Here is a 22,999-nt window from a genome sequence, read left to right on the forward strand (position 1 = left end):
GTACCTACCGCTGACATCAGTGTCTTGCTTGCCAGCTAACACTTTACAAACAGGATGCGCCCCATGAGGATTCGTCATTCGCGCCCGGAGGACGGGCAACGTGCGGTTGAAATCTGGCGCAAGGCCGTGGATGCCACGCACGATTTTTTATCCGTGCAGGATCGTCAGGAAATTGATGTCATGGTCTGCGGGTTTCTGCCCCAGGTCAGTTTATGGCTGGCGGTGGATGAGACGGATTACCCGCTGGCCTTCATGCTGCTTGAGCAGGGCCATATGCAGGCCTTGTTTGTGGACCCGGACAGCCGGGGTATGGGTGTGGGCAAGGCCTTGGTGCTGCACGGCTTGAGCCTGCATCCCAGCATGACCACTGATGTGAATGAACAGAATGAGCAGGCTGTAGGCTTTTACGAAAAAATGGGCTTCAAGCGTATTGGACGCTCGCCCGTGGATGATCAGGGCAAGCCTTACCCGCTGATTCACCTGCAGTATCAGGTCTGATGGGCATCACGGTTTGATTCGTTTGGCTTGATCCCTCCCTCCGTTTTTATCGACTGTTTTCAGCAAGGTTTTAAAGTATGAGTTTTCCGCTTGCCTGGCAAACCCGACTGGCTGCCGCCAAGGTACAACGTCAAACCATTGGGGAGTCCGGGGCTGATGTCTGGCGTCTGGACTGGCCGGATGGCTCCTGCCAGTTTGTGAAGGCGGAGGACGATCTGCCTTTGGCCGAGCTGCCCGATGAAATTGAGCGCTTGCGCTGGATGCATACGCAAGGTCTGCCTTGCCCAGAGGTGCTGGATACCTTGTTGGCGCAAGGCCGCCATTGGCTGCTGATGAGTGCTGTTCCTGGGCGCGATCTGGCCTGCACTGAAGGCTTGTCTCCCCAGCAAACCGTGGAGTTACTGGCTTCGTCCTTGCAAGGCCTGCACCGCTTGCCACTTGAAGCCTGCCCCTTCGATCATCGCCTGGAGCATCGGTTGGCCGATGCACGTGCCAGGGCGGAAGCGGGCCTGATTGATGAAGAAGACTTTGACGATGAGCGTCAGGGCATGCCGGTTCAAAGCCTGCTGGACGAGCTATATGCCGGCCGCCCAGGACAAGAAGATCTGGTGGTCACCCATGGCGATGCCTGCTTGCCCAACTTCATGGTGCATCAAGGGCAGTTCAGCGGTTTTATCGACTGCGGACGTTTGGGCGTGGCAGATCGTTATCAGGATCTGGCGCTGACGGCGCGCAGCATAGAGCGCAATTTGGGCAAGGAGTGGCTAGCGCCTTTCTTTGCTTTGTACGGCGTGGAAATGGATGCTGAGCGCATCGCTTTCTTCTGCCTGTTGGATGAGTTTTTTTAAACCCGACTAGTCTTTGTCTCCCAAGGTCAGCCACTATTGGCAAATCGGCTTTGCACGCGGCATTCCCTAGAGCAGCAGTGCAGAGCTTGTGCTGCCTGAGGAGAAGATCTGTCGGGCAAAACCAGCGCCGTTTCGGACGCTAGCGATGTGATCTTAAGCGCAGATAAAGTTCAGCTCGCCGATCCCCTGAATGGCCGCCTGAACTCGGTCGCCGGGGGCGGCATACAGCATGGGTAAACAGGTGCCCGTAATGATGACCTGCCCTTTTTGCAGCCCGCCAAGGTGGTGGCTGCCTTGATTAGCCAGCCAGATGAGTAGTCGCGTCAGCTCACCCGCCGGGTTCTGGTTCGGGCCTTGCAGCAAGGGTTGCTGCCCCACTTGCAGGCGTGCCCATTCAGGTTGTAGCAGTGCCATATCCTGCGCGGCGACACCTTGCGGCTGATAGACCAGCGCACCGTGACTGGCCAGATCGGCCAAGGTGGATAGACGGCCTACGGTGTCACGCTGCGCAAAGCGGGATTCCACAATTTCGACGGCTACACAGATCTGGCTGACCGCCTGCCAGATTTGTTCCATGGAATACGGTGCCTGGCCGGGCGGCAAGTCTTGTCCCAGAATCAGGCCGATTTCCACTTCTATGCCGCGCAAGGACAGCTCCTTGCTGGATGGTACATCCGGGCTGGCGTAACGAGAACGCCGGGGCAGGGGGGCGCAGGTGGGCGGGGCCACGCTATTGGCCGCGCCGACTTTCCAGCCTCCTATGGGGCCCAGGGTTTCCATTTGCACGGCCTGGACGCGATAGGCCTGATCAAAAGACACAGGTCGCAGCGCGTCGGGCCAGTCTTCGATGGGACGGTGTTCTTGGCGGGCCTGGAGCAGACGTTGTGCCGTCGCCAGGCAGTCGGTTTGCAGTGTGGTGCTCATCAAGGCTTACCAGCCTAATAAGCAACGGCCCAAGGCCACCGCAACGGTGGCCTGCGTGGGCTCCACGACGGCAATGCCCAAAGCCTGTTCCAGCGCCTCGCGCTGATTGGCCATGCCAGCGCAACCCAGCACCACCACATCAGCACCGTGCTCATCGCGCAGGCGCTGGCCGACTTCTGTCAGACGTTGCAGGGCTTTTTTCTCGTCAGCCAGCTCCGACACGCCCATATTGATAGCCAGGTCGGCGGCCAGGCGATCAGTCACCCCCATTGCACCAAAGTAGCGCAGGTGACGCGGGATAGAGGCCTGCAAAATGGACAGCACCCCAAAACGCTGGCCCAGTGACAAGGCAGTCAGCACGCCGGTTTCGGCAATGCCCAATACAGGCACATCCACTGCTTCGCGCAAGGTGTACAGGCCAGGGTCGCTAAAGCAGGCCACCACATAAGCAGCGGCGTCTTCTTTGACGCTCAGGGCCTGGGCGCGCAAGTGAGGGATCAGGGTGTCAATATCGGTCTGGCTTTGTACACCCGCCGGGCCTTGGGGTAGGCGCAGGCAGGAGATGGCCGGGCCATCGGCCAGACGCAGAGGCTGGACAGCACGGTCCAGGCCATCCGTTACGATCTGGCTGGAATTGGGGTTCAGAACGTAGATATGAGGGCGACGGTTCATGATGTTTTTATGTTTGGGTGGGCGGTAGCCCGTTTTGGTGGCTTAGTTTTTCTGACTGAAAGCGGCCTTGCAGTCCGACATACCAGTCAGAACCATGCATGCGTCCGATTGGGTCGTAAGCATCGATATCAATGCGCCCTTCAGGCGTCAGGATGGCGTCGTCGCAGTGCAAATGCAGGATTTCGCCAATGACGATATGGCGTAGCGGGCCCAGGTCCAGCGCGGTGTGCAAGCGGCATTCAAACTGCACTGGGCATTGGGCGATACGGGGCGGCTGCACTTGCACGCTGGGGGCCAGATCCAGGCCCGCCTGCAGGTGCTCGGCCTGACCGGTCGGGTAAGCAATGCCGCAGATGTTCATGGCGCGTGCCGTCTTGGCGCTGATCAGGTTCACCACAAACTGGCCGGTGGCCAGGATATTGCGGGTGGTGTCTTTCAGGCCATCGGCAGAGTGCGCATCGTTTTCCAGGCCCAGTGCCAGTACGGCAGGCTCCGAGCCCATTACATTGAAAAAACTGAACGGGGCCGTGTTCACGCGCCCCTGCTGGTCACAGGTCGTGACCAGGGCGATGGGGCGCGGCAACACAGTGTTGACCAACAAGCGGTAGCGTTCGCGTTCGCCAAGCTGATCACAGGACCAGTCCATGTCAGCTCTCCAGGCTCTGGTCCAACATGACAACGGTCTGATACAGAACCCGCGTACCGTCCAGAAGCTGCTCGGACGTAATGGATTCTTCAGGGCAATGGCTGCGACCATTCAGGCAGGGAATGAAGATCATGCCCATGGGGCCGCTGGGTGCCATGTAAACCGCATCATGACCGGCGCCGCTAGGCATGACCATGCTCGGGTATCCCAAAGCGCTGGCAGCTTGCTCGATGATGCTCATCACCTCGGGCGTGCAGTCCGTGGGCTTGGCCAGGCTGACTTGCGCCGCGTCCAGACCCAGGCCCATGGCCTCGATTTCCGGGCGCAACTGGGCCAGCAGTTCCTCAGTGAAGTTCTGCATCAGCTCCTGACGGTCGCTGCGTACTTCCACCATCATTTCTACGCGTCCGGGAACGGCATTGGAGGCGTTGGGTGTCAGGTTCAGGTTGCCAATGGTGGCGACCAGATAGTCTGGTCCCCCCAGAGCCCGGCGGGCCTTGCGGTCCACTTCACTGATGATCAGGCTGGCACCGACCAGGGCATCACGACGTATGTCCATGGGTGTGGTGCCGGCATGGTCCGGACGACCTGTGATGATGATGCGATGGCGGCAAATGCCCACGATATTGCTGACCACGCCAATGGGCAGATTGCGCGATTCCAGCACCGGCCCTTGTTCGATATGCAACTCGACAAAGGCAGCGGTATCACCGGGGGCGCGACGAGCCTGGGCTAGTTCCTGGGGACGGCCACCGATGCGGGCAATGCCTTGCGCCAGTGTTTCGCCCTGTGGATTGCGTTCGGACAGCATGGCCTCGGACAAGACCCCGCCCATGGCGCGACTGCCTACGCAGGACACGCCATAGTCGCTGGGCTCCTCAGACAGAAAATCCACCACTTCAAAAGGGTGGTCCAGCTGGATGTTCTGCTCGTTCAGGCAGCGGGCCACTTCCAGCCCGGCCAGCACGCCGATGATGCCGTCGTAGCGTCCGCCATACATCACGGTGTCGCAGTGCGAGCCAGTCGTAATCGGTGCCAGTCCGGGCTTGCGCCCTTCGCGCCGACCGATCAGATTGCCCGCGGCATCCATGCGTACGGTCAGGCCCGCTTCCTCGAACTGCTTCAGCAACCACTGACGCGATTGCAGAAACAGATCGGAGAAGGCGCGGCGGGTCCAGGGCTGGTCGGGTAGCGTGAACGCGGCCAGCTCCTGGGTGCTGCGCCACAGGCGCTCCTGATTCAACAAGGGCATGGCCAGGCTCATGACAATTCGCCTGCCTTGTGCGGACGGATGAACTGACCGTCGCCCGCAGCGTTACGCACGGTTTTGCCGTCCCAGGCCAGTTGGCCGCGCACATAGGTGGCTTCCACACGCACTTGGAACTCGCGGTCCTCAAAGGAGCTCCAGGTGACGGCGGACAGGCTGGTGGACGGGTCAAAACGGTAGGTTTCGGGTTTGACGATCACGATGTCGGCATCTGCACCCACATTCAGCGAACCCTTGCGGTGTTCCAGCAGGAAGTGTTGGGCAGGGCCCCAGCACAATTGCTTGACGACCATAGTGGGGGAAATGCCGTGTTCGGCGCAGCCTGTCCAGAAGGCGGGCAGCAGCGTTTCCAGACCAGGACCACCAGAGGAGTTCTGGAACACATTGTCAAACTGCTTGCGCTCCAGGCCCCAGCTGACGTGGTCGGAGGACACGAAGGTACATTCGTCGTTGGCAATGTGGGTCCAGAGCAGATCCATTTCCGCCTTGGGGCGAATGGGAGGGTAGTGCTTGGTCTTGGCACCGAAGCGGCGGGTGTGTTCTTCGTGGTTCAGCATCAGGTACTGCACGCAGGTTTCAATTGAGGCCTTGTGGCCTGCCTGACGGTACATATTGCAGATTTCAAATCCGCGCGACAGAGATACGTGCACGGCGTGGGCGCGGGCACCGGTCTGGGCACCGATTTCATAAATGGCACTGGTGGCCAGGTTTTCGATCAAAGGGGTGTGAGCGCGCAAGAAGGCGTCCCAACCCGTATCACCGGCTTCGACCATGCGCTTGATGTTCTTGCGTGTCAGTTCCTGGTCCTGGTTGTGCACACCGCAGGCCAGGCCGGAGGGGGCAATCAGGCGGAAGGCTTCCATCAGGATGTCTTCTTCCACGCGCGGGAAACGGTTGGGGCTGGCTTCAAAGGTAGAGAATTTGAAACCGCAAACGCCGCCTTCAATCAGGCCAGCGGCTGCTTCCAGACCGTGCTGGTCGTTCAATGTGCCGTAGCAGGCCACGTCCACGTGGCAATCGCTTTCAATGCGGGCAATCTTGTCTTCCAGCTGCGGGCGGGAGGCAACGGGTTCGGGATCGTCGTACGGCATTTCCACCATGGTGGTCACGCCACCGGCGGCCGCCGCACGCGAGGCCCAACCCAGACCTTCCTGATTGGCCTGGCTACCAGAGTGCACCTGACCGTCCAGCACGCCGGGCATGACCCACATGCCACGCGCATCCACATGTTCACGGGCCGAAGGAGCCGCGCCAACACCGCGGGCTGCTACTCGGCCTTCGCGGACGGCCACCCAGCCGTCAGTGATGATGCGGTCGCGTTCAACAATATTTCCTCGTACTACCAGATCAAAGTCGCTCATTATCTTCCTCCTTGGATGGCTCGGGCCCGCGCATCTCGCTTGCCCGCAATCGTGTTCGTTTCCATGATTGAAGCAAATCCAGTCATGAATGTCGTATGCCTATTTATCGGTAAAACATAACGTCATGTTAAGTCTTGCTTGGAGTGCGCCCAGCGCTGCACGTGATAGCGGTCGTGGCCCAGGCACAGGCAGAACGAACCTACGGCTTTGGCCAGTTTTTCCGTGATGTGGCGCTTGTCGTAGGTATTGCGTGTGATGCGTTCCTGGGCCTGCTCCACTTGTTGGCGCAGGCGAGGCATATTCACTTGTGTTAACTGTCGGTCGCGCACGACAAACTGGCCGTCGACCATCACATGGCGCAGCGCCAGCCCGTCTTCCAGATGCACCAGCTGATTGACTGTGTTGTTATGCGGAATCCAGTTGATATGAGCCAGATCCAGAAACACGATGTCGGCCTTGCAACCCGGTTCCAGACGTCCCAACTGCTCGCCCATGCCCAGGCAGCGGGCGCTGCCTTCGGTGGCGGCGTACAGCGCTTGTTCGGTTGTGACCCAGCGTTCTGTATCCGGGCCGCGCACCTTGGACGAGAAGGAGGCCAGACGCATGGCCTCATACATATTCTGGTTATCGCCACTATTGGAGCCGTCCGTGCCCAGGCCCACGGTAATGCCGCGTTCCAGCATGGAGTTCACATCGGCAATCCCATTACCTAAACGCATATTGCTGCCGGGGTTGTGGGCCACCATGGCACCGCGTTCGGCCAGAATGTCCAGGTCGCGCTCGTCCAGCCAGATGGCGTGTGCCAGGGTAAAACGGGGCGAGATCAGGCCCAGCTTGTCCAGATGCTGAACAATGGTGGTGCCATAGCGTTTCATGCCGGTCAGGGCTTGCACATAGGACTCGCCAACGTGGCTGTGCAAGCCGATATTGCGCTCCGCGCTGATTTCACCGCAGGTTTGCAGGAACTCGTCCGAGCACAGCATGGGAATGGTCGGGGCCAAGGCCACGCGAATGCGGTCGGGGTTGCGCTGCTGGTCCAGAAAATCCGTCAGGCCCGATAGCGTGGCCCGGAACGACTGGGGGGCCAGTTGGGCCACGAACTTTTGCAGATCCTCGGGCAGGGCTTCGATCAGGCCGGGGACGGACTGGTAAAAGGACAGGTCCGCCATCATGGGCGCTACCGTGGCTCGCATGCCAGCATCCACATAGGCCTGGGCAACCGCGTTCATGCCTTCCGCCGTCGGGACCGGGACTTCGGAGTACAGGTCGTAGCTGGCGGTACAGCCTTTGAGCAGCATTTCTGCCGCGTTCAACTGAGTGCTCAGGTATTTGTCTTCCAGATGGCGGTCGCCATTGATCCAGGGGCCAGCCGTCAATAAAAGCTCCAGCGTCCAGCGATCCCCCATGGCTTTGGCATAGGTGCCGTGGCCGTGGGTGTGGGCGTTGATCAGGCCGGGGTGCAGCAGTTGGTCATCCGCTTGCACCACCGTGGCTTCAGACGGGGCGGGCAGGCCGGGCGGGCCCATGGCTTCGATCTCGCCGTTCTTGATCAGAATGTCCAGAGGTTCGGCCTTGGCTTGGGCGTGGGCCAGCACCAGGCCCCCACGGATGACGGTATAACTTGATGTCATGATCAGCTCCGATTGTCCTTGATTGCCCAAGGGAACAGGATGCGTTCGGCGGCAGAAATTACCTGAAAGAACACAATGCCCAGCACGGACAAGATCGCCATGGCGCCAAAGGCAACCGGTGTCTTGAAGAAGGCCGTAGAGGTGGTGATCAAGTAGCCCAGACCTTGGTCAGCGGCTACAAATTCACCGACTACTGCACCCACCACGGATAAGGTGATGGCCACTTTCAGACCCGAGAAAATAAAGGGCACGGCAAAGGGCAGGCGAATGCGGAAAAACTCTTGCAAGCGGGTGGCGCGGCAGGCACGGACCAGCTCGATCAGCTCGGGCGGGGCCGCCAGCAGGCCGGAGGTCATGGAGATCACCAGCGGGAAGAAGGCCACCAGAAAAGTCACCACGACGCGTGGCAGCTCAGTGGGTCCAAAGATAATGACCAGAATCGGAGCCAGGGCCACCTTGGGGATGGACTGGGTCAGGATCAGCAGCGGGTAGATGGCCTGCTCGAAAAAGCGCGAGTAGGTAATCAGCACGGCCAGCGGAAAGCTGATCACAATCGACAGCAAAAAGCCCAGCATGATGGTGCGCGTGGACACCAGCGTGTGCATTAGCATGGCCTCTTTCATTTGCATGGAATCGGCCCAGATGCGCGAGGGGGCAGGCACCAGGTATTCAGGGATATCAAACAGTCGGCTGGCCAGCTCCCACAGGATGACCACGGCAATCAGGGTGATGGCCGGGACGGTAATTTCATTGAAATCGCGCAGGCGCAGTCGTCGCTTGCGCACGGGCGCGGCGCCCAGGGTTTGAGTTTGCTCGCTCATCAAGCCACCTCGTGTTGGAAAATGAGTTCACGGACGGCAGCGGCACAGCGCGTAAATTCGGGCGTGCCCACCAGGGAAAAGTCGCGTTCGCGGGGCAGGTTCACGTCCAGAATTTCGGTAATCTGGCCGGGGCGCGGCGACATGACCACAATGCGGTGGCCCAGCATGACGGCTTCGGAAATTGAATGCGTCACAAAGACAATGGTTTTGGGGTCTTCGTACCAAAGGCGCAGCAGCTCCAGCGTCATGGTTTCGCGTGTCAGTGCGTCCAGTGCGCCGAAGGGCTCATCCATCAGCACGACTTTGGGGTTGTGGACCAGGGCGCGGCAAATGGCTACGCGTTGCTGCATCCCACCGGACAATTGCTTGGGGTGGTGGTGCAGAAAATTGCCCAGCCCGGCGGTAGTGAGCAGACGCGTGGCGCGGCTGCGGGCCTGATCGTCCAGGCGACCCATGATGCTCGATGGCAAGAGGGTGTTGTCCAGAATATTGGCCCACGGCACCAGCGTCGGGGCCTGGAACACGATGCCGGTGTCCTGGCGGGGGTGGGCAACGATTTCATCATCAATGCTGACGGTGCCGGTGGTGGGCATCAGCAAGCCGGCGATCAGGCGTAGCAGCGTGGATTTTCCACAGCCTGAAGCGCCGACAATGGCAATGATTTCGTTGTCCTGGATGTCCAGATTGATTTGTTTCAGCGCCTGAGTCTCTCGCTCGGTATTACGACCGTAGATCAGGTTGACGTCTTGAATGCGTATCACAATGCGCTCCTAGGCGCGCGCCGGCCCGCCTGGGCCAAGCCGGAGCACGCGCGAAAATCAGTTCAGCTCAGGGCTTGGCCGTGCCGTTGGCCTTGACGATGAACTGGGTGTCGTAGGCTTGGTGATAGTCCCAGGCGGGATCCAGGCTTTGGGCTTCTGCAACGGCCTCGTAGGTGTTTTTCATGCGGCCTTCTTCCAGGCTGCCTACTCCGTGCTCGGCACTGAAATCGGTGTAGATGTAGCCCAGCACCGCGTTCAGGTTGCCCATGCAGTCATCAAGGTCGATTTCCGGATTGGCCTTTACGTGGGCCTGACAAGCCGTGTCCGGGTCCTTGCGGGCGACTTCCCAGGCTTCGATGGTGGCGTCCAGGAAGTTCTGCACCATTTGTGGACGCTCGGTCAGTGTCTTGTCGGTGGCGAATACGGACAGGGCGTAGATGTTGAAACCCTGATCGCTAAAGGGCAGCACCACGATTTCCTTGCCAAAACGCTTGGCCTGCTTGTTCTGGTAGTAGTAGTTGGTGGCCAGGAAAGGAGCGGCGTCCACTTTGCCGTTGATCAGCAGCGGTGCCATGGAGGAGCCGTCAACGGTCACCCACTGAATCTTGTCGGGATCGGTGTTGGCCTTGCGCGCCACCATGGGGAAGTAAAGCTTGTGGCTGTTACCGGGCGAGACGGCAATTTTCTTGCCTTCCAGGCCGGAGAAATCGGTAATACCCGAGTCTTTGCGCACAAATAGGGAATGGGCCGAGTGCGAGAAGGTGGAAGCAATGGCCTTGATGGGAGTCTGGCTGTTCTGACGCGAGGTCAGAATGGCGGAAATATCGGCCAAGCCAATATCGGCCGCGCCGCCAGCCACTTTCAGAACTGTGTCACCCGAACCGGTGCCACGGGTAATCTTCAGGTTGATGCCGTGTTTCTCGTAAATCCCGTTGGCAATGCCCGAGTAATACGGGGCATAGTCGCCGGTGGGGATGAAGTCCAGCATGAGATGAACGTTGTCAGCGGCGTGGGCGGTGGGCGCAGCGGCGGCCAGTCCCAAGCCCAGCACCGCCAGGGTGCGAGCAAGCAGGGTTTGCATGATTTTGTCTCCGTGTCGTAGTTATGAAGCCGCTCTGTAAGCCCGTTGCGATCAAGGCGCGCCGGGATGGCAGCTTGAAAAAATTGAAACATAGGCAAATCAAAATGTCTTATGCTTATTTGTGCTCGAAACATAAGGCTACGTTAAGGGATGCTGCTCAATCTTCGTCAAATCGAGGTTTTTCGCGCGATCATGCTGACCGGTTCCATCAGCAAGGCGGCGCAATTGCTGAACGTGTCGCAACCGGCCATCAGCCGCCTGCTGTCCTATACCGAATCGCGTATTGGTCTGGTGCTGTTCGAGCGCATCAAGGGGCGTCTGTACCCCACGCCCGAGGCGCGTCGGCTCTATCAGGAGGTGGAGCAGGTTCATAACAGCGTGCAGCGGGTAAACGAGGTGGCCACCGACCTGATCGAAAAGCGCCACGGCAGCTTGCACATTGCCGTCAGCCCCAGTCTGGGCCAGACCTTGATCCCCATGGCGGTGACGCGTTTTCGCCAGGCATTCCCGGACGTGAAGGTGTATGTGCGCACGCTGATTTCCAGTGATCTGGTACAGGCTTTGGTCACCCAGCAGGCCGAGGTCGGTGTGGCTATCGTGCCGCTGACACATCCCAGCTTGCATGCCCAATCCATTTACGAAAACCATCTGGTGGCGGTGTTGCCAGCCAGCCATCCTCTGGCCGACAAGCAGGAACTGGACGCCAGCGATCTGGAAGGGCTGGACCTGATTGGTTATGGCAATGACACTCCTTATGGCCAGATGGTGCAGCAGTTATTTGGTAACCGTCCTGGTGTGCCGCAACTGGCGGTAGAAGTGCGTTTGACGCATATTGCCTGTGCCATGGTGCAGGCTGGAGCCGGGATTGCAATTGTGGACGAGCTGGCCGTGGCAGGCCGGGTCTGGCCGGATGTGGTGGTACGCCCCATTAATCCGCGCACCACCATGCCTTTGCACATGCTGCATTCCAATGTGGTACCGGTGTCGCAATTGGCGCACGACTTCATGGAAGTGGTGATTTCCACAGCCTCCCGAGGCATGCGGGCAGGCTGGGCCTGAGTGATTCATCCATAAATAAACCATCCCCCCACGCTGCGCTTTTGCTTGGCGGCCTCTCCAGGGGGGGACTTACCCTTATCAAGGGCGACTGTCGGGAAATGTGCGTGTTCGCGTATTGCGCCGCGTATAAGGGGTACGGGTATTTGCTTAACCCTGTGTTATGAAGGGTTAATAAAAAAGCATATGACATCAAGGTTTTGCCAATCCTAGAATTAAAGCACTACAAACAGAAAATGGATGGCAAGGAGACCTTATGCAAGGCGTATACACAATCGCCCCGTTGGCTGCGGCTGTATCCCGCAAAAACACCCTGTCCCGCTGGGGACGTGTCAGCAGCAAAGCCGGCTTGATGCTGGCCACATTGGCTGCCGGCGTGGCCTTGAGCCTGCCCGCTCATGCAGTCAACCCCAATCAGGGCAAGATGTTCAAGGTGGCTGCAGACGTGGGCCTGGTTCCGTTTTTCATGCGCGGCACCGATGGCAAGCTGGATGGCTTTTCCAATGATCTGACCCAGGAAGTGGCCCGACGCATGGGTTACGAGGGGGCGGAGGTCATCGACACCCCGTTTTCCGCTATTTTTGCTGGCTTGTTTTCCAGTCGTTACGACATGGTGGCGGCTCCCACCAACACCACACGTGAACGTGCGGAGCAAATGCTGTTTGCCGAGCCGTATATGGCGGGCGGCCTGAGCTTTCTGGCTAAAAAGGGCGCGACCGTCAATGCGCTGGAAGACCTGAAAGGCAAGACCATTGCTGTCAATAACGGCAGCTTCTCGGACCGTTGGTTGCAGGACAATCAGGAAAAATACGGCTACAAGATCCAGCGCTTCAACAAGAACACGGATGCTGTGCAGGCCGTAGCTATTGGTCGCGCCTTTGCCAATATGTCCGAGACTCCTTTGGCACGCTATATCGCCACCCAGACCCCCGCACTGGCCCCGGTCTACGACATGACCACCGAGGCTAACTACGCCTTTGCCTTCCGCAAGGACGACACGGCCCTGCGTAATCGCGTGGATGAAGTCCTGGAATGCATGAAGCAGGACGGCTCCCTGTCCAAGCTGCATGTGAAGTGGTTCGGTACGGAGCCCAATGCTGGTACGGCCATGACGGTGATTTTCCCCGGCTATGGTGTGCCCGACTTCCCTGGCTACGAGCCCACCGAGCACACCCCCGACTGCTCCCGTCCTTAAAAGCGCCTTCGCGCTGTTTCTCTAGCTATATGGCCCTGCAGGGGCCGGTCCCCGCCTGCCCGGCTGGCAGGCGGTCAAGGAGCGACCATGAGTGAAATTGTCCGCATCCAGGGCTTGCGCAAATCGTTTGGGCAGGCCGAAATTCTTAAAGGCATAGACCTGAGCGTCAACACCGGCGAAGTTGTCGTGATGATTGGCGGCTCGGGCTCGGGCAAAAGTACCTGTCTGCGCTGCATCAACCGTCTGGAAACCCCGACCAGCGGCACGATTGTGGTGGCTGGCAGTGATGTGACCTGTCCGCGCACCGACCTGAACCAGGTGCGCCAGAACATAGGCATGGTGTTTCAGGGCATACACCTGTACCCGCATATGACGGCGCTAGGCAATGTGATGCTGGCGCTGCGCAAGGTGAAAAAAGTGCCCAAGGCGCAGGCCGAAGAGCAGGCCCGCCATCATCTGGAACAGGTGGGTCTGGCCCAGCGTATCGAACACTATCCCAGCCAGTTGTCCGGCGGCCAGCAGCAGCGGGTGGGCATTGCCCGCGCGCTGGCGCTGGAGCCCAAAGTCATGCTGTTTGACGAGCCTACCTCGGGTCTGGACCCGGAACTGGTCGGTGAAGTGCTGAACGTGATGAAACGCACCCGCGATGCGGGCATGACCATGGTGATTGTTACGCATGAAATGCAGTTTGCCCGCGAAGTAGGGGACCGCATTGTGTTCATGGATCAGGGCGTGATTCTGGACCAGGGCAGTCCCGATGAAATTCTGTGTAAGCCGCGTCACAAGCGTATTCAGGATTTTCTGAGCCGCATGAACTGAGGCCGGCCATGGATCAGATAATTTATTACTTCTTTAACTGGACGCTGATCAGCCCCTATTTGCCCGAGATCATGCAGGGCTTTTGGGTCACGCTGCAAATGGCCGTGATGACCGTGGTTCTGGGCACTGTCCTGGGCCTGGGTCTGGCCGTGTTGCGTTGCTACGGTTGGCGCCCCGTCAATATCTTGATGACCTTGTATGTGGACGTGTTCCGTGCGATTCCGCAGCTGGTCATTATTGTGCTGGTGTTCTTCGCTTTGCCGTCTCTGGGGATTGTGATTGAACCCGTTCCTGCCACCGTTCTGGCCTTGAGCCTGGTGCTGTCTGCCTTTGCTGAAGAAATCTTCTGGTCTGGCATTGCTGCGGTGCCCACGGGTCAGTGGGAAGCGGGCCGCTCCACCGGCATGGGTTTCAGTCAGACGCTGTTTGCCATCATCCTGCCGCAAGCCGTGCGCCTGGCGATTCCACCACTGACCAATCGCGCTATCGGGATTACCAAAGGCACCACCTTGGGTTCGGTGATTGCCGTGCCTGAGCTCCTTAATGTGTCCAGCAATATCCAGTCCAACATCGCCAACCCCACCGCCTTTACGGCCGGGGCCATTTTGTTCTGCCTGATTTTCTTCCCCTTCGTTCATCTGACGAGGGTGCTGGAACGGCGCTATGCGATCAAGTCGTAGGAGTGACGCGCTATGGAACTGATCGATACTTTTCTGAACCCGAAGATTCTTGCCGCCAGCTGGCCCTTGCTGCTTCAGGGCTTGTGGCTGACGGTCAAGCTCTCGGTGATCATCGTGCCGCTGGCTGCCTTGCTGGGTCTGGTGATCGCTTGCCTGCATTATCAGCAACATCGCTGGCTGAACCGCCTGATTCTGCTGTACGTGGATTTCTTCCGTGCCTTCCCACCTTTGGTGCTGCTGATCTTCATTTACTACGGTCTGCCGTTCCTGGGCCTGCCCTTGAATGAGTTTTCCGCCACGGTGCTGGCGCTGGTTTTGAACAGCAGTGGTTACTTCGCGGAGATTTTCCGTGCCGGACTGGAGTCGGTGTCCCCCGGACAGAACGAGGCGGCGCGCTCCACGGGTTTGAACGCCCGTCAGGCCATGGCCTATGTGGTTGTGCCCCAAGGTGTGCGCAATGTAATTCCGGATCTGGCCAGCAACACGCTGGAAGCCATCAAGCAGACTTCGATTGCTTCGGCTGTGGCCTTGCCTGAACTGCTGCGTTCGGCCCAGATCGTGCAGGGCGAGACCTACAGCCAGACCCCACTGGTGGCCGCTGCGCTGATTTACTTCATTCTTCTCTGGCCCTTGGTACGCATGATTTCGCGTATGCAAAAGCCATTTGTTATTCCACGTTGAGCCTAAGCGTAACTATGAAAAATAAAGGTGTTTTTTCCATTTGCCCCACTCCCTTCAAACCGGGTGGCGAGCTGGATTTGCAAAGCCTGGTCAGTCTGGTGAATTTCCAGCTGGAAGCCGGTATTCACGGCTTGGCGATTTTGGGAGTGATGGGTGAACTGCACAAGCTCAGTACGTTTGAGCGTCGGCGTGTCATTGAAACCGTCGTGGCGGCAGTGCGCGGTGCGGTGCCGGTCTGGGTGGGAGTGCGGGCCATGGGAACGGCAGCGGCGGTGGAGCAGGCTCGCAGCGCTGAAGATCTGGGGGCCGATGCGATTTTTGTCGCTCCCTTGGCGGGGGCGGATGACGATATGCAGGTGTCCTTTTACCGCCAGATTGTGCAGGCTATTCGTTTGCCAGTGGTCATTCACGACTTCCCGGAACTGTTCGCCGCCCGCATCAGTCCGGCCTTGGCTGTGCGTTTGAAGGCAGAGGCGGGTGTGTCCATTCTGAATTCCGAAGACCCTCCCGTTGGACAGAAGATTACCGCTGTGCGGGGTCTGTCGGGTGATGCCCTGCCTATCTTGAGTGGCCTGGGTGGCATGCACTTTCTGGAGGAGTTGCAACGGGGCGCGGATGGTGTGGTTACCGGCTTCTCCTTCCCGGAAATTCTGCTCAAGGTCTATGCCTTGCATCGTCAGGGCGAGCAGGAGGAAGCCGCCCGTGTGTTCGACCGTTATTGTTCGCTGATCCGTTACGAGTTTCAGCCTTTGGTGGCACTGGCCTTGCGCAAGTATTCCTATATGCGCCGTGGCATCATCGCCTGCGATGCGACGCGTGATCCGGCGACGGCTCTGGACCATATCAGCCGGGACGAGTTTGAGGCTGTGGTGCGCCGTGTGGGTCTGGACTTGTCTGCAACGGGTGTGCAAACCGTTTAAACCTTGCTGTTCTTGAGTAACTGCTGCATTTGTTGGATTTGCCGGGTAAATAACGTCTGGGGGGCCCCGGCGTTATTTACCCGGTTTTTTTGCTTGCGCTTCTTCTTCTTCTTCTTCTTCTTCAGTTTCCTGAGCGTTGGGGAGTGGCGCTGTTTGTGTGCAGAGCAGGAGGTTTGTGAGACAAGGAGCGCAGAGAGCCTGCATGTTTAGATAGTGTCTCGTGAAAACGCCGGTCTGGGCCGGGGGCCGTCCTCCGGGCTTGGCTCCTTGCCGGTGCTGCGCACCGGTGCCCTGGTCAGGCTTGCTATTCGGGCGCGCCCTGAACTCGCGAAAGTGCCTTGTCCCCCGGACAAGGCACAAGCATTTCGCTCAAACAGCAGGGCGCTTGTACCCCGAATAGCAAGCCTGCCTGCGGCAAGAAGCCTGAATCGCCCAGAGGACGGCCCCCGGCCCAGACCGGCTCACAATGACTATCAATATGAGACTTTCGTCCTTTTTGGGCCTGGCGGTATGTAGCCCTCTGGGCTGCTGTAGCGGCGTGAGGAACTTGAGGGAGCGAGGTTTGCGTGTTGGTCGTCGCTCTCAATAGTTAGCGGTGGGTGTGGGGGGACGCAAAAATAGGAGCCAAGCACTAACTATTGAGTGCCAGGCACTTCATGGGAGCATGAACCTTGCTCAGGATATCCCGCTCAACACAATGTTGTGCGTAATCGGGAGCTTGTCGTGCGTCTTTGACGCCAGAGCCAATGCGCTTGTCACGGTGATTGTTGTTGTCTCAGTCTCTTGTTCTTTTAGGTTTTCTTGCTCACTCAGGCGCTTTTATAGGCGCATAAGGAGTTGGTACAAGGACGAGAGGTGCTGCGGCCAGGCGGCTTTGGGTTGAAAAGCCTTTGACCAGGAGTTGGCCTCTAGCCTGCCTGGGTGTTGTCAGAGTTTTTGAAGTGGCTGGAGCCGCGCAGTATGATCAGACATTCTGCCCTTGGATCGGGATTGCCATGTTTGCCTATGTCGGGCTGCGTACTGCCTGCTTTGATACGCCTTTAGGGGCAATGCGTCTGCTGGTGGATGCTCAAGGAGCCTTGCTGCGTCTGGACTTCGAGGAAGAGACCGTACATGGTCTGACACCCGAGCAACTGGCCGGGCTGATCCCGGAGCCTGCTTTGGCCGAGCCCGTGCAGACTCAACTGGACGCGTATTTTGCCGGCAAGCTGCAGCAGTTTGATCTGCCTTTCAGCCTGCAAGGGACAGAGTTTCAGCAACATGTCTGGCAGGCCTTGCTGACTATTCCCTATGGTCAGACCTGGACCTATGGCCAGATGGCCGAACATCTGGGCCGTCCCAAGGCGGTCCGTGCTGTGGGCCAGGCCTGCGGCCTCAATCCCATCAGCATTATCGTGCCGTGTCACCGCGTGCAAGGCGCCAATGGCATGTTGACCGGCTTTAGCTCCGGCTTGCATCGCAAAGCCAGCCTGCTGGACTTTGAACGCCGTGTGCATTTGACGGGCACGGGCGACATCCAGGCCAGCATGCCCGCCCAGCTGGATTTGTTCTAAAGCAGGACAGGGCTCACTCCGTACCCAAATCAACAAGCCTCCGTGCACAGAATCACAAGTCCGGGCTTGTCCTCGTCCCTATACTGGATTCGTTAAGAATCAACTATTCCGTGTGGAGACAGACTATGGGGCAGGACGTACAAGCCGAGCGCAAGGCGATTCGCGAACACATGATTATTGACGGCAAACCCGTCACTGAATCTCAAGGGCCCACGATTCCCGTCTATGATCCCGCAACGGGACAAGTGATTGCGCACCAGCCCGAGGCCGGTGCTCAAGGCGTGGATCTGGCCGTGCGTGCTGCGCGCCAGGCTCTGGAGCAGGGCGAATGGGCTCAGATGTTGCCCGCTCAGCGCGAGCGCCTCTTGTTGCGTTTGGCTGATTTGATTGAATCCCACGCGGATGAGCTGGCTCGTCTGGAAACCCTGAACAACGGCAAGCTGCTGTTCTTTTCCTACGGCCTGGAAGTGGCGGCCAGCGCACAATGGCTGCGCTACATGGCTGGCTGGGCCACCAAGATGAATGGCGAATTGCTCTCGCCTTCCATCGGCTTTCCTCCCGGCGTGAAATACCACGCTTACACCCGCCAGGAACCGGTTGGTGTGGTGGGCGCTATCGTGCCCTGGAACTTCCCGTTGCTGATGGCGGTGTGGAAGATTGCGCCTGCCATGGCCGCCGGTTGTACCGTGGTTCTGAAGCCTGCTGAAGAGACACCGCTGACTGCCATTCGTCTGGCCGAGCTGGCTCTGGAAGCTGGTTTCCCCGCCGGTGTGATCAACGTGATCACGGGTCGTGGCGAAAGCACCGGTGCGGCTTTGACGGCTCACCCTGGCGTGAACAAGATCTCCTTTACCGGCTCCACGGAAGTCGGCAAGTTGATCGGTCATCAGGCCGTCAATGACATGAAGCGCATGTCTCTGGAGCTGGGCGGCAAATCCCCCGTGGTCATCATGGACGATTGCGATGTGGACATGGCCATTCAAGGTGCGGCCAACGCCATCTTCTTTAACCAGGGCCAGGTATGTACTGCCGGCTCGCGTCTGTTCGTGCAAAAAGGCATTTACGAGCGCGTGGTGCAGGGCGTAGCCGATCTGGCTTCTTCCATGACTCTGGGATCGGGCTTTGAGCAGTCCACCCAGATTGCTCCGCTGATTTCCGCCCGTCATCAGCAGCGCGTGCAGAACTATATCGATGTGGGTCGCCAGCAAGGCGGTCGCATGTTGGCAGGTGAGGGTGCTCGCCCCGAGCAGGGCTACTTTGTACGCCCCACCGTGTTTGCCGATGTGGCTCCTGATGCTCGCATCATGCGTGAAGAAATCTTTGGTCCCGTGGTGGTCGCGACCCCGTTTGATACCGAGGCGCAGGCACTGCAGTTGGCCAACGATACAGACTTTGGCCTGGGTGCCAGCGTCTGGAGTCAGGATCTGGCCCGCGTCCAGCGTTTGACCGCTGGTATCAAGGCCGGAACTGTGTGGGTCAACACCCACAACATGCTGGACCCCAGCATGCCCTTTGGTGGCTACAAGCAGTCCGGCCTGGGTCGGGAGCACGGGCGCGCTGCGGTAGAGGCTTACCTGGAGACCAAATCGGTCTGCATGGCCTACCCGGCAGCCTAGCTAGGGATAAAGGCGCGAACACAATAACGATACCGTTCGCGCCTCTTTGAGGAGACAACAATAATGTATGCAATTTTGCAGCGGACCGCTCTGGCCTTGGCCTTGAGCGGCGTCAGTGCCGGGGCCGCCTTTGCGGGCGACCCCAGTGCGCGGGACTGGATTCCTGCTCCGGTAGGGACCAATATCCTGGCGGTCTACATGATGGGGCTGAAGTCTCACGGTTTTTATGATCAGGGTTCACGAATTGGCGATAGCCCCAAGCTGAATGTGCAAGGCATGATTTACCGCCAGATGCACTTTCGCGAACTGGCCGGCAAGACGGTGCAGTACGAGCTGATCGTGCCCGGTTTTCGCAATACGCTGGATGTTCCAGGACAGGACCGCGATCGCATGACCGGTATTGGTGATGTGACCGCTGGTGCCGCCGTGTGGCTGCACAACGATCCGGAGAACCGTTTCTGGTTCGCGTGGGAACCTTTCATTACGGCTCCTACAGGTCGTTACCACGGCTCGCAGGCCGATGTGTCTTCCGGCAAGAACCGCTGGAGCACCATCCAGGACTTTGCGATTGTGAAAGGCTTTGGGGAGTCTTCCTTTATTGAAGGTGTGGCGGAATTCGAGTTCTTTGGCAACAACAAGAACTACTACGGCCAGACTCTGAAAAAAGACACGGCAATCCGCCTGATGGCCCTGGTTTCAACCAACCTGACTGAAAAGACTTATGTAGGTATGCGCTACCGCTACGAGACAGGTGGCCGTGAGCGGGTCAATGGCCAGACCACGGCGACGCGTGCACGTAACCACCAGTTGGCCGCCGAGATCACCCACCAGTTGACTGACGCTCACCAGGTGCAATTGCAGTACATCCATGATTTGAAAGTCGAGAATGGCCCGCGCATGCGCGGCCTGCAATTCCGTTATGCCTATGCGTTCTGACAGCGTGGACGCCCATGAGGAGAGACATCCAATGAAGTCTAAATTTAAATTAACGACCGCCGCCGCCATGTTGGGGCTGATGGTACTGGCCGGTGGCGCGCAGGCCCAGGACAAGCCGCGCGAAGTCCTGACAGGTGGTCACAGTGTGTCTGCCCCGCAGGAAAACCGTATCTATGTCATGGACTCGGTGTTCATGCACCTGACCGAAAGCCGTGTGCACGTTTATGACTACACCAACGGCAAGTTCCTGGGCATGGTACCCACCGCCTTCAACGGCCACGTGCAGGTGTCCAACGACGGCAAGAAAATCTACACCATGACCACCTATCACGAGCGCATTACGCGTGGAAAGCGCTCGGATGTGGTGGAAGTGTGGGATGCCGACAAGCTGACCTTCGAGAAGGAAATTTCCCTGCCACCCAAGCGTGTGCAAGGTCTGAACTATGACGGTCTGTTCCGTCAGACGACGGACGGCAAGTTCATCGTGCTGCAAAACGCCTCGCCAGCGACCTCGATCGGGATCGTGGACGTGGCCAAGGGCGACTATGTGGAAGACGTCACAGCTGCCGCCGGTTGCTGGAGCGTGATTCCCCAGCCCAATCGCCCCCGCAGCTTCATGACCATTTGTGGTGATGGTGGCCTGTTGACCATCAATCTGGGCGAAGACGGCAAGGTCGCCAGCCAGTCGCGCAGCAAGCAGATGTTCTCCGTGAAGGACGATCCGATCTTTATCGCTCCCGCTCTGGACAAGGACAAGGCTCACTTCGTGTCCTACTACGGCAATGTCTACAGTGCGGATTTCAGCGGTGACGAGGTCAAGGTAGATGGCCCCTGGTCCCTGCTGAGCGACGAGGACAAGGCCAAGAACTGGGTGCCCGGTGGCTACAACCTGGTGGGTCTGCATCGCGCCAGCGGTCGCATGTATGTGTTCATGCATCCCGATGGCAAAGAGGGCACTCACAAGTTCCCCGCGGCCGAGATCTGGGTCATGGACACCAAGACCAAGCAGCGTGTAGCCCGCATTCCAGGGCGTGATGCCTTGTCCATGACCATTGATCAGCAGCGCAATCTAATGCTGACCCTGGACGGTGGCAATGTGAACGTCTATGACATCAGCCAGCCTGAACCCAAGTTGCTGCGCACCATTGAAGGCGCCGCAGAAGCATCCTTGCAAGTTCAGTTCCACCCAGTTGGGGGTGTCTGATATGGACCCGGTCCTGACCTACGCCAGCCTGGCTTGCTTGGCCGTGCTGATGGGACTGGGGGCGCTGGATAAACTGCGTCACTTCAGCCTGTTCGAGGCAGCCGTTGGCGGTTATCGATTGTTGCCGGAAGTGTTGTTACGACCGTTCAGTGTGCTGTTTGTCGCTGCCGAGGCCTTGAGTGCGCCTTTGCTGCTGTGGCCAGCCAGCCGTTCGCTGGGGGCGGTTCTGGCCCTGTGCGTCCTGCTGGTCGCCACCAGTGGCATTGTGATGAACCTGCTGCGTGGCCGCCGCGATGTGGATTGCGGCTGCTCCGGGCTGGGGGAATCCTCCGGTGGTCTGTCCTGGTGGCTGGTGGCTCGCAATGCCTTGCTGGCTGCGCTGGCCGTGGCCAGCGGCGACTGGGCCATCAGCAGCGCCCGTGAACTGGTCTGGGTGGACGGTTTGACCTTCTTTGGTGCCACCTTGGCCTTGCTGGGCCTGTACTATGCGGCCAACCAGCTGATCGAATCCCATCTGAAATTCCAGAAAATGCAGAATTCTTAGGAGACCTAAATGACCGCTTTAATGATTTCCAACGTCATTTTATGGGTAATCGTACTGGCCCTGGTGCTGGTTGTACTTGCCCTGTCGCGCCAGATTGGCGTGTTGTACGAACGGGTAGCCCCCATGGGCGCCCTGACTATGGATAAAGGCCCGCAGGTGGGTGATGCCGCTCCCGTCATGGAATTGCAGGACCTGCGCGGTCGTGCCGTTACCGTGGGCGTGGCTGGTCCGCGTAGCCAGTTGATTTTCTTCATGTCGCCTACCTGCCCGGTGTGCAAGAAGCTCTTGCCCATTCTGAAGTCCATTCAGGGCTCGGAAGGTCAGTGGGTAGATATTGTGCTGGCCAGTGATGGCGAGATGCCCGAGCATCTGGCTTTCTACCAGAAAGCACAACTGGACGCCTTCCCTTACGTCTTGTCCACACAGCTGGGCATGGGCTTTCAGATCAGCAAACTGCCTTACGCCGTCCTGATCGACGAGAACGGTGTGGTGCGCGGCAAGGGTCTGGTCAATTCGCGTGAACAGCTGGAAAGCCTGTTTACCGCCAAAGACCTGGGCGTGGCCTCGGCGCAAGAATACTTGGCCGGTGACTCGGGCATGAAGCAAGTGCAGGTATCACGAAAGGAGAACGTCAATGCGTTGGCTGGATAAATTTGGGGAGAGCCTCTCCCGTTCTGTGGCCCACAAGACTTCGCGTCGCAGCGTGCTGCGCTCGGTGGGCAAATTAATGGTCGGTTCGGCCTTTGTGTTGCCTGTATTGCCGGTGGCTCGCGCCGCCGGTGGTGGTGGCAGCAGCAGTGGTGCCGATCACATCAGTCTGAATCCCGATCTGGCGAATGAAGACGAAGTGAACTCCTGCGACTACTGGCGTCATTGTGCGGTGGACGGGTTCCTGTGCTCTTGCTGCGGTGGCACGACCACCACCTGCCCTCCGGGCTCGACGCCTTCGCCCATCTCGTGGATTGGCACTTGCCACAACCCGCATGATGGCAAGGACTACCTGATCAGCTACCACGACTGCTGCGGCAAGACCGCTTGCGGCCGCTGCCAGTGCAACACGCAGACCCGTGAGCGTCCTGGTTACGAGTTCTTCCTGCACAATGACGTGAACTGGTGCATGGCGAATGAGAACAGCACCTTCCATTGCACGACATCGGTACTGGTTGGCTTGGCTAAAAACTAAAAAAGGCCCGTCGGGCTGCCAGTCATGCGGGAAGAACGGTCCTTGGGACGCCAGTTCTTTCCTGCATAGGCAGCCCCAGGGTTTGAACAAGGTGCCGGGCGG

General features: G+C 58.8%; 24 protein-coding genes. 15 read left to right on the plus strand and 9 right to left on the minus strand.

Annotated features, from left to right (window positions below):
• Positions 1–63 precede the first annotated feature (63 nt).
• A complete protein-coding gene (locus NIZ92_RS01650) occupies positions 64–498 on the plus strand; it encodes an acetyltransferase (RefSeq protein ID WP_137430815.1) in 435 nt (144 codons plus the stop codon).
• Between the two features lie 77 nt (positions 499–575).
• Positions 576–1,346 (plus strand): APH(3')-II family aminoglycoside O-phosphotransferase, encoded by a 771-nt coding sequence (locus tag NIZ92_RS01655; RefSeq protein WP_254002594.1) that lies wholly within the window; start codon positions 576–578, stop codon positions 1,344–1,346.
• A 153-nt stretch (positions 1,347–1,499) separates the two neighbouring features.
• On the opposite strand, the gene NIZ92_RS01660 is transcribed toward NIZ92_RS01655, so the two are convergent.
• From NIZ92_RS01660 to NIZ92_RS01700, 9 genes are all read right to left on the minus strand, one after another.
• On the minus strand, positions 1,500–2,270 hold the full coding sequence (locus tag NIZ92_RS01660) for a 2-keto-4-pentenoate hydratase (protein WP_254002595.1): 771 nt from the start codon (positions 2,268–2,270) through the stop codon (positions 1,500–1,502).
• Positions 2,271–2,276: 6 nt separating this feature from the next.
• Positions 2,277–2,942 (minus strand): aspartate/glutamate racemase family protein, encoded by a 666-nt coding sequence (locus NIZ92_RS01665; protein WP_009462753.1) that lies wholly within the window; start codon positions 2,940–2,942, stop codon positions 2,277–2,279.
• A 7-nt stretch (positions 2,943–2,949) separates the two neighbouring features.
• Complete coding sequence (locus tag NIZ92_RS01670) at positions 2,950–3,588, minus strand: flavin reductase family protein (RefSeq protein ID WP_254002596.1); 639 nt, start codon at positions 3,586–3,588, stop codon at positions 2,950–2,952.
• Between the two features lies 1 nt (position 3,589).
• Positions 3,590–4,852, minus strand: a complete 1,263-nt coding sequence (locus NIZ92_RS01675) for a Zn-dependent hydrolase (protein ID WP_251196438.1) — start codon at positions 4,850–4,852, stop codon at positions 3,590–3,592.
• Positions 4,849–6,216 carry a dihydroorotase family protein gene (locus tag NIZ92_RS01680; protein WP_009462747.1) on the minus strand — a complete coding sequence of 456 codons (1,368 nt, stop codon included), beginning with the start codon at positions 6,214–6,216 and terminating at the stop codon, positions 4,849–4,851. Before NIZ92_RS01680 ends, NIZ92_RS01675 begins: the two co-directional genes overlap by 4 nt.
• A 122-nt stretch (positions 6,217–6,338) precedes the next feature.
• On the minus strand, positions 6,339–7,847 hold the full coding sequence (locus NIZ92_RS01685; RefSeq protein WP_254002597.1) for an amidohydrolase family protein: 1,509 nt from the start codon (positions 7,845–7,847) through the stop codon (positions 6,339–6,341).
• A gap of 2 nt (positions 7,848–7,849) precedes the next feature.
• Positions 7,850–8,668, minus strand: coding sequence for an ABC transporter permease (locus NIZ92_RS01690; protein WP_021447064.1), 819 nt, complete (start codon positions 8,666–8,668; stop codon positions 7,850–7,852).
• Entirely contained in the window at positions 8,668–9,429 is a 762-nt protein-coding gene (locus NIZ92_RS01695; protein WP_009462739.1) for an ABC transporter ATP-binding protein, read from the minus strand. The genes NIZ92_RS01690 and NIZ92_RS01695 overlap by 1 nt, the downstream gene beginning before the upstream one ends.
• Before the next feature lie 67 nt (positions 9,430–9,496).
• On the minus strand, positions 9,497–10,510 hold the full coding sequence (locus tag NIZ92_RS01700; RefSeq protein ID WP_254002598.1) for an ABC transporter substrate-binding protein: 1,014 nt from the start codon (positions 10,508–10,510) through the stop codon (positions 9,497–9,499).
• Positions 10,511–10,660: 150 nt separating this feature from the next.
• Here NIZ92_RS01700 and NIZ92_RS01705 point away from each other — a divergent pair, with 150 nt between their 5' ends.
• The 13 genes from NIZ92_RS01705 to NIZ92_RS01765 all read left to right on the plus strand — a co-directional run bounded on the left by NIZ92_RS01705 (position 10,661) and on the right by NIZ92_RS01765 (position 22,897).
• Positions 10,661–11,569, plus strand: coding sequence for a LysR substrate-binding domain-containing protein (locus tag NIZ92_RS01705; protein WP_009462734.1), 909 nt, complete (start codon positions 10,661–10,663; stop codon positions 11,567–11,569).
• Between the two features lie 253 nt (positions 11,570–11,822).
• Positions 11,823–12,761, plus strand: a complete 939-nt coding sequence (locus NIZ92_RS01710) for an ABC transporter substrate-binding protein (protein WP_026484057.1) — start codon at positions 11,823–11,825, stop codon at positions 12,759–12,761.
• 87 nt (positions 12,762–12,848) lie between these two features.
• Entirely contained in the window at positions 12,849–13,580 is a 732-nt protein-coding gene (locus NIZ92_RS01715) for an amino acid ABC transporter ATP-binding protein (protein WP_009462730.1), read from the plus strand.
• A gap of 8 nt (positions 13,581–13,588) precedes the next feature.
• A complete protein-coding gene (locus tag NIZ92_RS01720) occupies positions 13,589–14,260 on the plus strand; it encodes an amino acid ABC transporter permease (protein WP_060186146.1) in 672 nt (223 codons plus the stop codon).
• A 12-nt stretch (positions 14,261–14,272) separates the two neighbouring features.
• A complete protein-coding gene (locus NIZ92_RS01725; RefSeq protein WP_009462726.1) occupies positions 14,273–14,941 on the plus strand; it encodes an amino acid ABC transporter permease in 669 nt (222 codons plus the stop codon).
• 14 nt (positions 14,942–14,955) lie between these two features.
• Positions 14,956–15,861: a dihydrodipicolinate synthase family protein gene (locus NIZ92_RS01730; protein ID WP_021447062.1), complete on the plus strand. Its 906-nt coding sequence runs from the start codon at positions 14,956–14,958 to the stop codon at positions 15,859–15,861.
• 995 nt (positions 15,862–16,856) lie between these two features.
• The gene (locus NIZ92_RS01735; protein WP_254002599.1) at positions 16,857–17,414 is read left to right on the plus strand and encodes a methylated-DNA--[protein]-cysteine S-methyltransferase; all 558 of its coding nucleotides are present in this window, start codon (positions 16,857–16,859) and stop codon (positions 17,412–17,414) included.
• Between the two features lie 125 nt (positions 17,415–17,539).
• Entirely contained in the window at positions 17,540–19,030 is a 1,491-nt protein-coding gene (locus NIZ92_RS01740) for an aldehyde dehydrogenase (RefSeq protein WP_021447061.1), read from the plus strand.
• A 63-nt stretch (positions 19,031–19,093) separates the two neighbouring features.
• Positions 19,094–19,966, plus strand: coding sequence for a transporter (locus tag NIZ92_RS01745; protein ID WP_060186149.1), 873 nt, complete (start codon positions 19,094–19,096; stop codon positions 19,964–19,966).
• A 31-nt stretch (positions 19,967–19,997) separates the two neighbouring features.
• Positions 19,998–21,170: an amine dehydrogenase large subunit gene (locus tag NIZ92_RS01750; protein WP_254002600.1), complete on the plus strand. Its 1,173-nt coding sequence runs from the start codon at positions 19,998–20,000 to the stop codon at positions 21,168–21,170.
• Position 21,171: 1 nt separating this feature from the next.
• On the plus strand, positions 21,172–21,714 hold the full coding sequence (locus NIZ92_RS01755; protein WP_009462709.1) for a MauE/DoxX family redox-associated membrane protein: 543 nt from the start codon (positions 21,172–21,174) through the stop codon (positions 21,712–21,714).
• Between the two features lie 9 nt (positions 21,715–21,723).
• On the plus strand, positions 21,724–22,365 hold the full coding sequence (gene mauD, locus NIZ92_RS01760) for a methylamine dehydrogenase accessory protein MauD (protein WP_009462707.1): 642 nt from the start codon (positions 21,724–21,726) through the stop codon (positions 22,363–22,365).
• Complete coding sequence (locus NIZ92_RS01765; protein WP_021447059.1) at positions 22,349–22,897, plus strand: aralkylamine dehydrogenase light chain; 549 nt, start codon at positions 22,349–22,351, stop codon at positions 22,895–22,897. Before mauD ends, NIZ92_RS01765 begins: the two co-directional genes overlap by 17 nt.
• Positions 22,898–22,999: the final 102 nt, after the last annotated feature.

It is taken from the genome of Alcaligenes sp. 1735tsa3, from assembly GCF_024134565.1.
In the GTDB taxonomy this organism is placed as follows: Bacteria; Pseudomonadota; Gammaproteobacteria; order Burkholderiales; family Burkholderiaceae_B; genus Alcaligenes; species Alcaligenes phenolicus.

What these genes read in the sequence shown, in the direction of transcription:
- NIZ92_RS01655 (WP_254002594.1), top strand. Translation starts at nt 576, where the DNA reads ATGAGTTTTCCGCTTGCCTGGCAAACCCGACTGGCTGCCGCCAAGGTA.
- NIZ92_RS01650 (WP_137430815.1), top strand. Translation starts at nt 64, where the DNA reads ATGAGGATTCGTCATTCGCGCCCGGAGGACGGGCAACGTGCGGTTGAA.
- NIZ92_RS01750 (WP_254002600.1), top strand. Translation starts at nt 19,998, where the DNA reads ATGAAGTCTAAATTTAAATTAACGACCGCCGCCGCCATGTTGGGGCTG.
- NIZ92_RS01690 (WP_021447064.1), bottom strand. Translation starts at nt 8,668, where the DNA reads ATGAGCGAGCAAACTCAAACCCTGGGCGCCGCGCCCGTGCGCAAGCGA.
- NIZ92_RS01735 (WP_254002599.1), top strand. Translation starts at nt 16,857, where the DNA reads ATGTTTGCCTATGTCGGGCTGCGTACTGCCTGCTTTGATACGCCTTTA.
- NIZ92_RS01665 (WP_009462753.1), bottom strand. Translation starts at nt 2,942, where the DNA reads ATGAACCGTCGCCCTCATATCTACGTTCTGAACCCCAATTCCAGCCAG.
- NIZ92_RS01700 (WP_254002598.1), bottom strand. Translation starts at nt 10,510, where the DNA reads ATGCAAACCCTGCTTGCTCGCACCCTGGCGGTGCTGGGCTTGGGACTG.
- NIZ92_RS01675 (WP_251196438.1), bottom strand. Translation starts at nt 4,852, where the DNA reads ATGAGCCTGGCCATGCCCTTGTTGAATCAGGAGCGCCTGTGGCGCAGC.
- NIZ92_RS01720 (WP_060186146.1), top strand. Translation starts at nt 13,589, where the DNA reads ATGGATCAGATAATTTATTACTTCTTTAACTGGACGCTGATCAGCCCC.
- NIZ92_RS01710 (WP_026484057.1), top strand. Translation starts at nt 11,823, where the DNA reads ATGCAAGGCGTATACACAATCGCCCCGTTGGCTGCGGCTGTATCCCGC.
- NIZ92_RS01755 (WP_009462709.1), top strand. Translation starts at nt 21,172, where the DNA reads ATGGACCCGGTCCTGACCTACGCCAGCCTGGCTTGCTTGGCCGTGCTG.
- NIZ92_RS01670 (WP_254002596.1), bottom strand. Translation starts at nt 3,588, where the DNA reads ATGGACTGGTCCTGTGATCAGCTTGGCGAACGCGAACGCTACCGCTTG.
- NIZ92_RS01715 (WP_009462730.1), top strand. Translation starts at nt 12,849, where the DNA reads ATGAGTGAAATTGTCCGCATCCAGGGCTTGCGCAAATCGTTTGGGCAG.
- NIZ92_RS01685 (WP_254002597.1), bottom strand. Translation starts at nt 7,847, where the DNA reads ATGACATCAAGTTATACCGTCATCCGTGGGGGCCTGGTGCTGGCCCAC.
- mauD (WP_009462707.1), top strand. Translation starts at nt 21,724, where the DNA reads ATGACCGCTTTAATGATTTCCAACGTCATTTTATGGGTAATCGTACTG.
- NIZ92_RS01730 (WP_021447062.1), top strand. Translation starts at nt 14,956, where the DNA reads ATGAAAAATAAAGGTGTTTTTTCCATTTGCCCCACTCCCTTCAAACCG.
- NIZ92_RS01740 (WP_021447061.1), top strand. Translation starts at nt 17,540, where the DNA reads ATGGGGCAGGACGTACAAGCCGAGCGCAAGGCGATTCGCGAACACATG.
- NIZ92_RS01765 (WP_021447059.1), top strand. Translation starts at nt 22,349, where the DNA reads ATGCGTTGGCTGGATAAATTTGGGGAGAGCCTCTCCCGTTCTGTGGCC.
- NIZ92_RS01745 (WP_060186149.1), top strand. Translation starts at nt 19,094, where the DNA reads ATGTATGCAATTTTGCAGCGGACCGCTCTGGCCTTGGCCTTGAGCGGC.
- NIZ92_RS01660 (WP_254002595.1), bottom strand. Translation starts at nt 2,270, where the DNA reads ATGAGCACCACACTGCAAACCGACTGCCTGGCGACGGCACAACGTCTG.
- NIZ92_RS01725 (WP_009462726.1), top strand. Translation starts at nt 14,273, where the DNA reads ATGGAACTGATCGATACTTTTCTGAACCCGAAGATTCTTGCCGCCAGC.
- NIZ92_RS01705 (WP_009462734.1), top strand. Translation starts at nt 10,661, where the DNA reads ATGCTGCTCAATCTTCGTCAAATCGAGGTTTTTCGCGCGATCATGCTG.
- NIZ92_RS01680 (WP_009462747.1), bottom strand. Translation starts at nt 6,216, where the DNA reads ATGAGCGACTTTGATCTGGTAGTACGAGGAAATATTGTTGAACGCGAC.